Genomic DNA, 13,628 nt, shown 5'->3' on the forward strand with positions numbered 1-13,628 from the left:
AGATGTTTGAAAAACGTTATCTCGTGTTAGAAGATGGCTCACATTATACTGGATTTAAATTAGGATCAGACCGCTTAACACAAGGTGAGATTGTTTTTAACACTGCAATGACAGGATATCAAGAAACAATTTCAGACCCTTCGTATACAGGGCAAATTATTACATTTACTTATCCACTTATTGGCAACTATGGGATCAATCGTGATGATTTCGAATCATTGACGCCTACATTAAATGGTGTTGTGGTTAAAGAAGCTTGTACGACACCAAGTAATTTTCGGGCGCAAAAGTCGATAGATGAAGTTTTGAAAGAATACGACATCCCCGGTATAAGTGGTGTAGATACAAGAAGTATTACGAAAAAAATTCGTCAGCATGGGGTTTTAAAAGCTGCTTTTGTAGACCATGAAACAGAAATTGATGAAATGATTCAAAAACTACAAACAATGACTTTCCCTAGAACAGAGGTGCCAACAGTTTCTACAAAAACGCCTTATGTTTCAACGGGATTTGATCTTCGCGTGGTACTTGTAGATTTCGGTAAAAAACAAAATATTGTGCGTGAATTAAATGCACGTGGGTGTGAAGTGACAGTCGTTCCTTATGATACTTCAGCTGATGAAATTCTTAAAATGCGTCCAGACGGTGTTATGTTATCCAATGGACCTGGAGACCCAGAGGATGTCGAAGTTGCTCTTGAAATGATTAATGGTATTTTAGGTAAAATTCCATTCTTCGGAATTTGTTTAGGCCATCAATTATTTGCCTTATCTCAAGGTGCAAAGTCATTCAAAATGAAGTTTGGACACCGTGGCGCGAATCACCCAGTAAAAGATTTAAAAACTGGGAAAATAGCACTTACGAGTCAAAACCATGGTTATGCCATTGATGCAGCATCTATTGAAAACACAGATTTAGAGATTACACATATCGCTATAAATGACGGTACAGTTGAAGGACTTAAACATAAAACGTTACCTGCATTTTCGGTGCAATATCACCCAGAAGCTTGTCCTGGACCAACAGATTCTAATTACTTATTCGATCAGTTTGTTGAAATGATGCAACAAAATAAACAAAAGGAGCGCGTTACTTATGCCTAAAAGAAATGACATTGAAACGATTCTTGTGATAGGTTCAGGACCTATTATTATTGGTCAAGCAGCAGAATTTGATTACGCTGGCACACAAGCTTGTTTAGCACTTAAAGAAGAAGGCTATCGTGTCATTTTAGTGAACTCGAATCCTGCTACGATTATGACGGATAAAGAAATTGCGGATAAAGTCTATATTGAACCCTTAACACATGATTTTATTGCACGCATCATCCGTAAAGAACAACCTGATGCATTACTGCCTACATTAGGTGGACAAACAGGATTAAACATGGCGATTGAACTTCACGAAAGCGGTGTGTTGGAATCCAATCATGTTCAACTTTTAGGTACAAAACTATCTTCTATTGAACAAGCTGAAGACCGTGAATTATTCCGTAGCTTGATGAATGAACTGGATGTGCCTGTACCAGAGAGTGATATTGTAAACACGCTTGAACAAGCAATCGAATTTAAAAATAAAGTTGGTTATCCATTGATCGTTCGACCTGCCTTCACAATGGGAGGAACAGGTGGTGGTATTTGCCATAACGATGAGGAATTACATGAAGTGGTTTCTAATGGATTGAAATACAGCCCAGCAACGCAATGTTTAATTGAAAAATCAATAGCAGGCTTTAAAGAAATTGAATACGAAGTGATGCGCGATAAAAATGATAACGCAATTGTTGTATGTAATATGGAAAATATTGACCCTGTTGGTATTCATACAGGAGATTCTGTTGTTGTGGCGCCAAGTCAAACACTATCAGACGTGGAATATCAAATGTTACGTGATGTTTCTCTTAAAGTCATTCGTGCTTTAGGTATTGAAGGTGGTTGTAACGTTCAACTTGCCCTTGATCCACATTCAATGCAGTACTATATCATTGAAGTGAATCCACGTGTATCTCGTTCATCTGCATTAGCTTCAAAAGCAACCGGCTACCCGATTGCAAAACTCGCTGCTAAAATCGCTGTAGGGCTCACATTAGATGAAATGAAAAACCCTGTTACTGGGACATCTTACGCGGCATTTGAACCAAGTTTGGATTATATCGTATCAAAAATTCCACGCTTTCCGTTTGATAAATTTGAAAAAGGTGAACGTGAGCTCGGCACACAAATGAAAGCGACTGGAGAAGTCATGTCAATCGGTCGTACATATGAAGAATCATTATTAAAGGCGATTCGTTCATTGGAGTATGGCGTCCATCATTTAGGTTTACCTAACGGTGAATCTTATGATTTGGATTACATTAAATCTCGAATTCAAGCCCAAGATGATGAGCGTTTATTCTTTATTGGTGAAGCGATTCGCAGAGGAACAACACTCGAAGAACTTCATGAAATGACACGTATCGATTACTTCTTCTTAAATAAATTTAAAAACATCATCGACATGGAACATGCGTTAAAAGAAAACAAAGGGGATATCGATTATTTAAGATTTGCGAAGCGTTTTGGCTTCAGTGATCGTGTCATCGCACATCGCTTTGAAATGACAGAGGAAGCGGTATATCAACTACGTCAAAAACATCATATTAATCCAGTATATAAAATGGTGGATACATGTGCAGCTGAATTCGAATCTGCAACGCCATATTATTATGGAACTTACGAAGAAGAAAATGAGTCTATCGTTACAGAAAAAGAAAAAATTATTGTTTTAGGTTCAGGTCCGATTCGTATTGGTCAAGGTGTAGAGTTTGACTATGCAACGGTACACGCAGTTTGGGCTATCCAAAATGCCGGCTATGAAGCTATTATCGTCAATAACAATCCAGAAACAGTGTCAACAGATTTCTCTATCTCAGATAAGCTTTATTTTGAACCATTAACAGAAGAAGACGTTATGAACATTATTAACTTAGAACGTCCTAAAGGTGTTGTCGTTCAGTTTGGTGGTCAAACTGCAATCAACCTTGCTGATAAATTAGCAAAATATGGTGTGGAAATTTTAGGAACATCATTAGAGAATTTAAATCGCGCTGAAGACCGAAAAGAGTTTGAAGCTTTGCTCAACCAAATTCAAGTACCACAACCAAAAGGGAAAACAGCAACTTCAGCTGAAGAAGCTTTGGCTAATGCGAGAGACATCGGTTATCCAGTAGTTGTAAGACCGTCTTACGTATTAGGCGGACGCGCAATGGAAATTGTTTATAACGATGACGAGTTAGAAAACTATATGAAAGAAGCGGTTAAAGCGAGTCCTGAACACCCTGTATTAGTGGACCGTTACCTAACAGGTAAAGAAATAGAAGTTGATGCCATTTGTGATGGTGACACGGTTATTATTCCGGGAATCATGGAACATATTGAACGTGCTGGTGTTCACTCTGGAGACTCCATTGCGGTATACCCACCACAAACGTTAACTCAAGATGAGATTGATACGCTTGAAGCTTATACAATTAAACTGGCAAAAGGACTAAATGTTATCGGCTTAATTAACATCCAGTTCGTCCTTGCACATGATGGGGTATATGTTTTAGAAGTGAATCCAAGATCAAGTCGAACAGTCCCATTTTTAAGTAAAATTACTGAAATTCCAATGGCACAGCTTGCTATGAAAGCCATTATGGGACAAAAATTAGCGGAACTCGGTTTTGAACCCGGTATTCAACCTTATCAAGAAGGGGTATTTGTTAAAGCACCCGTATTTAGTTTTAATAAATTAAAAAATGTAGATATCACTTTAGGACCTGAAATGAAATCTACAGGTGAAGTCATGGGACGCGATTTAACAATTGAAAAGGCGCTTTACAAAGGTTTGACAGCAGCAGGGATGGAAGTTAAAGATTATGGAACGGTATTAATTACTGTGAGTGATAAAGATAAAGACGAAATGGTTAAAATTGCAAAGCGTTTGAATGAAGTGGGGTATAAAATTATAGCGACAGAGGGCACAGCTAAAAAATTAGCTGAGCATGCGATTAAAGTGCAAACGGTTGATAAAATTGGCGGTCATGACGATCTCATCACGAAGATTCAAAATGGCGATGTTCAAATTGTTATTAACACGATGACTAAAGGTAAAACAATCGAAAGAGACGGTTTCCAAATTCGTCGCGCATCAGTAGAAAATGGCGTGCCATGTCTCACATCACTTGATACAGCAAATGCATTAACGAATGTGATTGAAAGTATGACATTCTCTATGAGAAATATGTAGGAGGTTAAGTTGTGGTGGAAAAATTAACTGTCATCTCTAATCAAAATATTGCGGATCGTATTTATGAATTGAAAGTATCTGGGCCGGCGGTTGCTGATTTAAAGCAACCCGGTCAGTTTGTCCACATTAAGACTGGAGAAGGCTCATTACACATGTTACGAAGACCGATTTCAATTTGTGAAATTGATCAAGAAAGCAATAGCTTTACAATGCTTTTCCGTGCTGAAGGAGAAGGTACGAAGCGTATTGCAGCTTTACATGAAGGGGATGAAATCGACATTTTAGCACCCCTCGGAAATGGCTTCCCAGTTGATAAAGCGAAGCGAAAAGCATTACTTGTAGGTGGCGGAATAGGGGTACCACCGCTTTATGAACTGTCTAAACAACTCAATCAAAATGGAATTGAAACTGTTCATGTACTTGGTTTTCGTTCATCTAAGGATGTTTTTTATGAAAATCAATTCAAAGCTTTAGGAGAAACACATATCGTAACAGAAGATGGTTCACAAGGTGAAAAAGGGTTTGTAACAACGGTCATTGACCAACTCCCAATCGATTATGATATTTTTTATACATGTGGGCCGAAACCGATGTTAAAAGTATTAAATGAATTAGAAACTTTAAAGGATGTACCTGGATACATTTCATTAGAAGAAAGAATGGGATGCGGTATTGGTGCTTGTTTTGCTTGTGTATGTCATGTGCCTCAACATCCGACTGATTACGTTAAAGTATGTACAGATGGACCTGTTTTCGAGAGAGGAGCTGTTGTATTATGAGTCGATTAAATGTAGAAATACCCGGTTTGTCTCTTAAAAACCCAGTTATGCCAGCCAGTGGTTGCTTTGCATTTGGGGCAGAATACGGACAATTTTATGACTTGTCTGATTTAGGTGCAATCATGATTAAAGCGGCCACAAAAGAAGCAAGGTTCGGTAATGAAACACCACGTGTTGCCGAAACGGATAGCGGTATGATTAATGCCATCGGATTACAAAATCCGGGCGTCCATCATATTATTGAACACGAATTGAAAGCATTGGAAGCTTATGATGTGCCAATTATTGCGAACGTAGCCGGTTCTTTAGAAGAAGATTATGTCTACGTTGCAGAGCATATTTCTAAAGCACCCAATGTAAAGGCACTAGAATTAAACATCTCTTGTCCTAATGTTAAAGAGGGTGGCATGCAATTTGGTGTCGATCCTGAAGTGGCAGCAGAATTAACACGCAAAGTTAAGGCAGTATCTTCCGTGCCGGTTTATGTTAAATTATCACCTAATGTGACCAATATTGTGGAAATGGCTCAAGCTATCGCTGAATATGCGGATGGACTCACAATGATTAACACCCTTGTTGGTCTTAAAATCGATCCTCGTACGGGCCAACCTATTATTCATAATATTATCGGTGGCTTAAGTGGTCCTGCAATTAAGCCAGTCGCATTACGGATGGTCTATGAAGTAAGAAAAGCATTGCCTCATATTCCTATTATCGCAATGGGCGGCGTTCAAAACGCTCAAGACGTCATTGATTATATTTCAGTAGGTGCAGATGCGGTTGCTGTCGGGACTGCAAATTTCCAAAATCCTTTAGTATGTAAAGAAATTATTGATGCCTTACCTGAACGATTAGATGAACTCAATGTTCAACACATCTTAGACTTAAAACGACGCACGCAGAAAGGATTGTCAGTACATGAGAAATGATCCCATTATCGCATTAGATTTCGCAACTGAAGCAGACGTTATTGCATTTTTAAACCACTTTGATGAATCTTTATTTGTTAAAGTGGGCATGGAACTTTTTTATCAAACCGGACCTGAGCTTATTAAAAAGATAAAAGCATTAGGCCATGATATTTTTCTCGACTTGAAATTACATGATATTCCAAATACTGTGGGCAAGGCGATGGAAGGATTAGCTCAACTCGATGTTGATATGGTTAACGTACATGCTGCTGGTGGTTCAGAAATGATGAAACGTGCCGTTGAAGGTTTAAAAAAGCATAATCCAGATATTAAACTGATCGCAGTTACACAACTTACATCGACATCAGAAGCACAACTTCACCATGAACAAAATATTCAATCAACGATGGAAGAAGCAGTGTTGAATTACGCACAACTCGCACAACGTGCTGGACTTGATGGTGTGGTTTGCTCACCATTAGAAGCGAGTCTATTAAGAACGGAATGTGGAGAGAACTTCTTAAAAGTGACGCCAGGAATTCGTCCGGCGAATAGTGCATCAGATGATCAAAAAAGAATAACGACACCTGAAGATGCAAAAAAACGTGGGTCTACACACATCGTTGTGGGTCGACCTATTACGCAAAGTGACAATCCTGTAGAAAGCTATCATCAAATTAAGGAAAGTTGGTTAAATGAATGTCAAAATTAATTGCAAAATCATTATTAGATATTGAAGCAGTTTCTTTATCTCCAAGCGAGATGTTTACATGGAGCTCGGGTATCAAGTCGCCGATTTACTGTGATAATCGTGTGACGTTAGGTTATCCTGAAGTGCGTGAAGCAATCCGTGATGGTTTAATACAACTTATTGAAAAACACTTTCCAGATGTTGAAGTTGTTTCTGGAACAGCAACTGCGGGAATTCCACATGCAGCTTATATCTCAGATAAAATGAGTTTGCCGATGAATTATGTACGCTCAAAAAGTAAAAGTCACGGTAAGCAAAACCAAATAGAAGGTGCATTAAGTAACAATAAAAAAGTAGTGGTTGTGGAAGATTTAATTTCGACGGGTGGTTCATCGATTACAGCAGTGAATGCTTTACGTGAGGCTGGAGCGGATGTATTAGGCGTCGTTGCCATCTTTACATACGGATTAAGTAAAGCTGATGAAATGTTTAATGATGCCAAAGTCCCTTTTTATACGTTGAGTCATTACGATGAGTTAATCGAAGTTGCACAAGCTGAAGGTAAAATCTCAGAAGCAGATATTGAAACATTAATTAATTGGCGTAATCAACTTTAATTGTGTGATGCGCACTAGAAAGCGCGGGATAAGGAAATCAATTTGATTGCTATCCCGCTTCTTTATATTTATCGTTTCATTATGGTATCGCTATTATATTTAATACTGTAAGGATTGATCGGTTGTATTCAAGTATATAAGGATAGGTATAATTATTTTAAATACCAACGTAAAAATAACCAGCCACCCACAATAATTAAAAGCATTACTAAAAGTGGTATTAATAAATTCATGCTAATCATAAAATGACCTCCAAAAATGATTTAACCTTATTGTAACGGGTTATAATATAGAGTGAAAGTCAAAAGAAATAATCAAACAAAGTTATAAAGAGGAAATAGTTGTAAAAAGCTATTATCTCATAGGGCAGAGAAAAGGAAAGTAGGGTTCGAACAAATTAAAGGTGACAAAGTTCAAATTTAAACGAACGACGTTGTTACCCTTTCTAAAATACCTAAAGTTCCATTTCTCGAATATTGCATGAAGGAGACGATCAAAATGAAAATACCTAAAATTACGACATTTCTAATGTTTAATGGGAATGCTGAAGAAGCTATACAACGTTATACATCATTATTTCAAGATAGTGAAATTATCACAATGGTGAAATATGATGATACCATTCCTGAGCAGGCAGGAAAGGTACAACATTCTATTTTTACACTCAATGGTCAAGTGTTCATGGCGATTGATAATATGAATGGCGCAGAGATTGAAATGAATCCAGCAATGTCATTGTATGTGACAGTCAAAGATCAATTTGAAATGGATACATTATATAATGGTTTAAAAGATGGTGGTGCGATTCTAATGCCTAAAACAGAAATGCCACCCCAATATCGTGAGTTTGCATGGGTTCAAGATAAGTTTGGTGTGAATTTCCAACTTGCACTTCCTGAATCGACACGCTAGAAGCCGAAAGGGTGGAGTTAAACACCGCGTGAATGAAAAAGAAAAGTGGCTGAGGCTGTTACTTCGGAAAGTAAAGTTATACGATACGTATTTTTCCTAAAAAAGAAGCGCTAAGACGATTTTCTATTAAAAGTCATCTTAGCGCTATTTATTTTGGGATATAAGTCCGTGTTTTTTTAAATGTCAACGCATTTTTAATATAAATTATTCTTCATTTTTAAACCAAGACTTAATTTTTTCAGTAATTTCATCAAGCTTTTTGTTCACTTTTTCTAACTCTTTTTCCATAGCGTCGTTATTACCATTTTGTCTTTCTTTTTCAGCGTTTTGTAAATTGTCCACGGTATCATCATATTGATTTGCTACTTTATTCGCTTGTTTATCATTTGTATGATTTTTTAAGTTTTCAATCTCTTGCTTTAATTGATCAATTTTAGACTGTGTATCGCTGTGGTTATTTTTAATACTATCTTTTGTATCTTGAATTTGTTGTTGTAATTCTTTATCTTTTTGTTCCACATATTGATTTTCTGATTTATTGTTGTCAGGTGTTTGTTGAGAATTTGTCGTCGCATTATTTTGATCAGATGTCTCATTTTGTGTATCGTCACTACTGCAAGATTTTACAATAAAAACAACTAACAGTAATAAAACAATGATAAAGCCGAATAAGAGCCATTTGTTTCTACTTTTGCTTTGGTTGAGTGCTTCTCGTTGTTCTTGTTCATAATGATAATCACGATCAGTATAATACTTATTTTGTTGATCTGCTGTGTTAATCAGTATGCCACCAAAAACTTGATGTTGTTGGGCATCAGTTAATGTATGAATATTTAAATCCGTATTCAGTTGATTATACTTATCATAAGCAATAATCGTTCCATCATCTAATATTTTTTCTACTCTAGGATAATCTAAACGCTTACCTTGTCTTTTCATGTATATCCTCCTTCAAAACCGTGGTTACAGTTTCAAGTATGACCGCATGCGCTACTCTTATCTTAACATAACCACGTCCATCGCAAATCTTCTATATCGCTTTAACTTGTTTTTACCATTTTATTGATAGCCGATGCAACTGTTTTTGTCTTCAATCCTACTAAGGTCTTACGTTAAAAGTGTTTTTAAACGGTGATGCATAAGATTCAATTGAACAAGCGTGCATACTTATTTAACTAATTTCAAAATCAAGACTTATTGCAGGCTATACATACTGTATAAATAATTTAAACTAATTAATGTAATATTTTTATAAAAATAAAATAAATTTAACTACACATGTAATATTTTTTAGATAGATTGGGTATATAAAATTATAATTTATTTTACTGATATGAAGCATATCATGTGAAATAAATAAAAAAATAAAAAAAGGAGCATGTGTCATGAAGAAAAAACCTTTTTTAGTCAGTACTGTTTTAGTCACAGGGTTACTTTTGGAAACGAGTTTTGTGGGATTTGCTCAAGCAGAAACGAACGATCATCAAAGTCAACATGCCGAAATACCAAGTCAAAAGCCAACAGAGCCTCCAACATCGGGTCATCTTGAATTAGATCAAAGCAAACTTAAAAGTATCGATGAGAAAAAAGGGAATGTGCCTGAAAAAGTTTTTGGTAAAGATGACCGTGTACGTGTTTCAAATTACAAAGACAGCCCATACCGACAAGTCGTTCTGCTCAATATGACTTTCCCTGATGGTAAAACATACATTGGTTCAGGTACGATGATTGGTGATAACGCTGTATTAACTGCTGGCCATAATGTGTATTCAAAAGGCGTAGGTTTTGCGACTAAAATTACTGTTTATGCAGGTGTAAACGGTCAAAATTATGAAATTGGTAAAGCAGAGTCTAAAAAATTAATGACATTGAAACAATGGCAAGACTCAGAGGATTCTAATTATGATATGGCATTAATAACATTGGATTCGGATTTAGGTAAGAAAACAGGAACACTTTCTGTGACTTCAAATATGAATGTCAATGAACCGATTGAAACATCTGGTTTTCCTGGCGACAAAGGTGGAAATGTGCAATATCGTGCAAATGGTGTGATTAAAAATTTAACTGAACATAATATTCATTATTTAATGGATACAAATCCAGGTCAAAGTGGAAGTAGTGTGAGAAATACGAACCAACAAGTGATTGGTGTACACACTTATGGTAATGTGGATTTTAATGGAGCGACACGTTTAACTGCGCTAAACATTGACTATATTAAACATTGGATGGGTCAACCTGAAGCACATCCGTATCAAAAAAATGTGAAACTGCTACATTCAAATAGTCTGCTTTGGAAAGACTTGAACTTTAAAAATAAAGTGACTGAAAAACATTTGAAATTAGACGGCACATATAAAGCTAAATACTTATATCATCATCCAAATGGAGAAACTTACTTATCTATTTATGATGCTAACAATAAATGGGTAGGCTATTTGGATAGTAAAGATGTCAAAATCTTAAAATAAATGAAATTTGAGACATCAAAAGTGGGTTGATACCCGCTGTCAGTTATCACACCTTAAGTCAGTAGATGTCTAGGTTGCGCATACGCTTTTGTTGCGTTTTGCGCAACCCTAGTCATCTCCGAGCGACAATCAATGTGCAGATTGAGGACCACTCGATAAGGTATTTAAATTTACAACGATTAAATTTTTTCTGATTCGAGTTGACGAATCATATCATAATCTGGTGTTGCATAAAGTGTTTTTTGACTGTCATATGTGACAAATCCAGGCTTGCTGCCACTCGGTTTGTGCACGTTTCGAATCGCAGTATAATCAACTGGAATTTGCCCGGATTGCCCTGCTTTAGAATAATAGGCCGCTATCATTGCAGCTTCCTCTATCGTTTTTTGGGATGGGTCATCGTTTAATATGACCACATGACTGCCAGGAATATCTTTGGTATGAAACCATAAATGCTTATTTTGAGCACGCTTATTCGTTAAATAATCATTTTGTTTATTATTTTTACCAACTAAAATCATATCCCCGTCAGTTGAAAGATAAGATTGTAATTGAATCTTCTGTTGCTTTTTCTTTCTTTGAAGTTTTTTCTGTTTTAAATAACCTTGCTCTACTAACTCTTCTCTAATATCATCTATTTCTTGTACTTGAATGTGTGCGAGTTGTTGCTCTATATTTTCAAAATAATTGATGTTATCTTTAGTCAATTGAATCTGATGCGTTAATTCTCTTTCACGCGTTTTTAAACGGTTATACTGTTTATAGTAATATTGTGCATTCTCTGCAGGGGAGCGCGTTGGATCTAATGGAATGGTCACGTTTTCACCTGTATAGTAATTTAATGCCTCTAAAGAACTGTCTCCATTTTGAAGTCGATATATATTGGCAGTTATCAGCTCACCATATAATTGTTGGGTTTCTTTATTTTGTGTGCCAGCTTGTTCGTCAATCAGCTTAGCGAGCTTATTTTGATATTTTTGTAATAATTGTTGGACCAACTTAACGAGATCATTTGCACGTTGTTTGACACGCTCGCGCTCGCCTCTTGCATCATAGAAACAATCAAGCAATTCGTGGAGCGAATCAAATGTCACGATATCATCGTAAAATTGGTGTAACTTCATAAAGTAGAATTCTTCTTTTCCTGTCTCATGATTTTTGTGGAAAATAGGTTGCGATGGCATCGTTGTTTCTGACATCACTTCATCATAAGCTTCTGGTAATGTTTCAGAAGTCATAAAATGGCGTCTCATCGTAATTTCTTTAGTGATGAGCGGTGAGAATCCTTCAAATGTTTGTAGCAGCTGTCGATCAATTTTTCCGGCATTAAAATCGATATAAGATAAAACCTGCTGACCTGAAACGTCATATGGATTGTGTTTGTTTTGACTTGGTGGTGCTTCATATTGGAACCCAGGCATAACAGTACGATACTGATTTGTATTAGGCGTTAAATGTTTAAAGCCTTCTATAATTTTTCTATCTTCATTCACTAAAATTAGATTACTATGTTTCCCCATAATTTCTAATATAACTGTGCGATAAATCGTATCACCAATTTCATCTTTACTTTCAACATCAATTTCAACTCGACGGTCATTTCCGATTTGTCGAATGTCATTAATGCGTCCACCTTCTAAGTGTTTACGGAATACACGTGCAAACATAGGTGGTTCAAAAGGATTATCATATTTTTTAGTCGTAATATGAAGGCGTGCGAAATTAGGGTGAATAGATAACAATAATTGATGGTTTTTCCGCTGTTGTCTCACGACCATAATAATTGTATCGTTTTCCGGTTGATTAATTTTATGAATACGCCCAGATACAAGAAATTGTAACGCGTCTACCATTTTCTTTGTAAATAAACCATCAAATGCCATAATCATCTGCCACCTTTAAAATTTTTCATTACACTATTATAACATGTGCCAACAATGACGTCAGACGTAAAGTTTTTAATTTAACGACTCTATACAATATAACAAAAACTGTGGTAAGATATGTAAATAAATAGAAGAATAGCGAAGAAAGGTCGTACGGCATGGATACTGAAAAAGGCTTACTCATAGTTCTCTCGGGCCCTTCTGGCGTTGGTAAGGGCACAGTCAGGAAACGTATTTTTGATGATCCTCACACATCTTATAAATATTCAATCTCAATGACGACACGTGAAATGCGTGAAGGCGAAGCGGATGGGGTGGATTACTTTTTCAAAACAAGAGAGGCATTTGAAAAATTAATTGAAGAAGATGAATTTATTGAATACGCGGAGTATGTCGGAAATTACTACGGAACACCGGTTCAATATGTAAAAGATACAATGAATGCAGGGCATGATGTATTTTTAGAAATCGAAGTTGAAGGGGCAAAACAAGTTCGTAAAAAATTTCCAGATGCATTGTTTATCTTTTTAGCACCACCAAGTCTTGACCATTTGACTGAACGTCTGATTGGTCGTGGCACAGAATCTACTGAAAAGATTCAAAGTCGTGTCAATGAAGCAAAAAAAGAAGTTGAAATGATGAATTTATATGATTACGTTGTAGTGAATGATGAAGTTGATTTGGCAAAAGACCGAATTCAATGTATTGTCGCAGCTGAACATTTAAAACGTGAACGTATAGAAGCTAAATATAGAAAAATGTTATTGGAGGCAAAAAAATAATGTTATACCCATCGCTACATCAATTACAAGATAAAATCAATTCTAAATATTTAATTGCTACAACAGCGGCTAAGCGTGCACGAGAAATCCAAGCCGATCCTGAACATCTATTATTAGACAGTTACAGCAGTAAAAAAACTGTAGGACGCGCACTTGAAGAAATTGCTGCAAGTAAAATTCATCCACATGTAGATGAGAAAAACTTTTAATTAAGACTTAAATCTCAATATCAAATTATGCGCTTTTCAATAGTCTTCGATCAAGAAGTCATTATTGAAAAGCGTATTTATTATGGAAGTCATATTTG

Annotated in this window: 12 protein-coding genes; 10 read left to right on the forward strand and 2 right to left on the reverse strand. The window is 36.3% G+C overall.

Going from position 1 to position 13,628, the window contains the following annotated elements; genetic code table 11:
• Nucleotides 1-2 precede the first annotated feature (2 nt).
• The 7 genes from HMPREF1208_RS02885 (at nucleotide 3) to HMPREF1208_RS02915 (ending at nucleotide 8,179) form a co-directional block, all read left to right on the forward strand.
• On the forward strand, nucleotides 3-1,103 hold the full coding sequence (locus tag HMPREF1208_RS02885) for a carbamoyl phosphate synthase small subunit (protein ID WP_016424848.1): 1,101 nt from the start codon (nucleotides 3-5) through the stop codon (nucleotides 1,101-1,103).
• Nucleotides 1,096-4,269 (forward strand): carbamoyl-phosphate synthase large subunit, encoded by a 3,174-nt coding sequence (gene carB / locus HMPREF1208_RS02890; RefSeq protein ID WP_016424849.1) that lies wholly within the window; start codon nucleotides 1,096-1,098, stop codon nucleotides 4,267-4,269. Before HMPREF1208_RS02885 ends, carB begins: the two co-directional genes overlap by 8 nt.
• A gap of 14 nt (nucleotides 4,270-4,283) precedes the next feature.
• Nucleotides 4,284-5,048 carry a dihydroorotate dehydrogenase electron transfer subunit gene (locus tag HMPREF1208_RS02895; protein WP_037559229.1) on the forward strand — a complete coding sequence of 255 codons (765 nt, stop codon included), beginning with the start codon at nucleotides 4,284-4,286 and terminating at the stop codon, nucleotides 5,046-5,048.
• Nucleotides 5,045-5,977 (forward strand): dihydroorotate dehydrogenase, encoded by a 933-nt coding sequence (locus HMPREF1208_RS02900; RefSeq protein WP_016424851.1) that lies wholly within the window; start codon nucleotides 5,045-5,047, stop codon nucleotides 5,975-5,977. Before HMPREF1208_RS02895 ends, HMPREF1208_RS02900 begins: the two co-directional genes overlap by 4 nt.
• On the forward strand, nucleotides 5,967-6,671 hold the full coding sequence (pyrF, locus tag HMPREF1208_RS02905) for an orotidine-5'-phosphate decarboxylase (protein ID WP_016424852.1): 705 nt from the start codon (nucleotides 5,967-5,969) through the stop codon (nucleotides 6,669-6,671). The genes HMPREF1208_RS02900 and pyrF overlap by 11 nt, the downstream gene beginning before the upstream one ends.
• On the forward strand, nucleotides 6,659-7,267 hold the full coding sequence (gene pyrE / locus HMPREF1208_RS02910; protein ID WP_016424853.1) for an orotate phosphoribosyltransferase: 609 nt from the start codon (nucleotides 6,659-6,661) through the stop codon (nucleotides 7,265-7,267). Before pyrF ends, pyrE begins: the two co-directional genes overlap by 13 nt.
• A gap of 498 nt (nucleotides 7,268-7,765) precedes the next feature.
• Nucleotides 7,766-8,179, forward strand: coding sequence for a VOC family protein (locus HMPREF1208_RS02915; RefSeq protein ID WP_016424854.1), 414 nt, complete (start codon nucleotides 7,766-7,768; stop codon nucleotides 8,177-8,179).
• A gap of 204 nt (nucleotides 8,180-8,383) precedes the next feature.
• Here HMPREF1208_RS02915 and HMPREF1208_RS02920 read toward each other — a convergent pair whose 3' ends face one another.
• Complete coding sequence (locus HMPREF1208_RS02920) at nucleotides 8,384-9,118, reverse strand: hypothetical protein (RefSeq protein ID WP_016424855.1); 735 nt, start codon at nucleotides 9,116-9,118, stop codon at nucleotides 8,384-8,386.
• A 446-nt stretch (nucleotides 9,119-9,564) separates the two neighbouring features.
• Between HMPREF1208_RS02920 and HMPREF1208_RS02925 the strand changes: the two genes are divergently transcribed.
• Nucleotides 9,565-10,653 (forward strand): trypsin-like serine peptidase, encoded by a 1,089-nt coding sequence (locus HMPREF1208_RS02925; protein ID WP_016424856.1) that lies wholly within the window; start codon nucleotides 9,565-9,567, stop codon nucleotides 10,651-10,653.
• Nucleotides 10,654-10,832: 179 nt separating this feature from the next.
• Here HMPREF1208_RS02925 and HMPREF1208_RS02930 read toward each other — a convergent pair whose 3' ends face one another.
• Nucleotides 10,833-12,536: an Rqc2 family fibronectin-binding protein gene (locus HMPREF1208_RS02930; RefSeq protein ID WP_016424857.1), complete on the reverse strand. Its 1,704-nt coding sequence runs from the start codon at nucleotides 12,534-12,536 to the stop codon at nucleotides 10,833-10,835.
• Nucleotides 12,537-12,697: 161 nt separating this feature from the next.
• On the opposite strand from HMPREF1208_RS02930, the gene gmk reads away from it, so the two are divergent.
• Together gmk and rpoZ are read left to right on the forward strand one after the other, a co-directional pair.
• On the forward strand, nucleotides 12,698-13,321 hold the full coding sequence (gene gmk, locus HMPREF1208_RS02935; RefSeq protein WP_016424858.1) for a guanylate kinase: 624 nt from the start codon (nucleotides 12,698-12,700) through the stop codon (nucleotides 13,319-13,321).
• Entirely contained in the window at nucleotides 13,321-13,530 is a 210-nt protein-coding gene (rpoZ, locus tag HMPREF1208_RS02940; protein ID WP_016424859.1) for a DNA-directed RNA polymerase subunit omega, read from the forward strand. Before gmk ends, rpoZ begins: the two co-directional genes overlap by 1 nt.
• Nucleotides 13,531-13,628 lie beyond the last annotated feature (98 nt).

It is taken from the genome of Staphylococcus sp. HGB0015, from assembly GCF_000411275.1.
Taxonomy (GTDB): Bacteria; Bacillota; Bacilli; order Staphylococcales; family Staphylococcaceae; genus Staphylococcus; species Staphylococcus schleiferi.

Bases quoted from the DNA above. Each gene is read 5' to 3' on its own strand.
- HMPREF1208_RS02885 (WP_016424848.1), top strand. From the start codon at position 3: ATGTTTGAAAAACGTTATCTCGTGTTAGAAGATGGCTCACATTATACT.
- carB (WP_016424849.1), top strand. From the start codon at position 1,096: ATGCCTAAAAGAAATGACATTGAAACGATTCTTGTGATAGGTTCAGGA.
- HMPREF1208_RS02900 (WP_016424851.1), top strand. From the start codon at position 5,045: ATGAGTCGATTAAATGTAGAAATACCCGGTTTGTCTCTTAAAAACCCA.
- pyrF (WP_016424852.1), top strand. From the start codon at position 5,967: ATGAGAAATGATCCCATTATCGCATTAGATTTCGCAACTGAAGCAGAC.
- pyrE (WP_016424853.1), top strand. From the start codon at position 6,659: ATGTCAAAATTAATTGCAAAATCATTATTAGATATTGAAGCAGTTTCT.
- HMPREF1208_RS02915 (WP_016424854.1), top strand. From the start codon at position 7,766: ATGAAAATACCTAAAATTACGACATTTCTAATGTTTAATGGGAATGCT.
- HMPREF1208_RS02920 (WP_016424855.1), bottom strand. From the start codon at position 9,118: ATGAAAAGACAAGGTAAGCGTTTAGATTATCCTAGAGTAGAAAAAATA.
- HMPREF1208_RS02925 (WP_016424856.1), top strand. From the start codon at position 9,565: ATGAAGAAAAAACCTTTTTTAGTCAGTACTGTTTTAGTCACAGGGTTA.
- HMPREF1208_RS02930 (WP_016424857.1), bottom strand. From the start codon at position 12,536: ATGGCATTTGATGGTTTATTTACAAAGAAAATGGTAGACGCGTTACAA.
- gmk (WP_016424858.1), top strand. From the start codon at position 12,698: ATGGATACTGAAAAAGGCTTACTCATAGTTCTCTCGGGCCCTTCTGGC.
- rpoZ (WP_016424859.1), top strand. From the start codon at position 13,321: ATGTTATACCCATCGCTACATCAATTACAAGATAAAATCAATTCTAAA.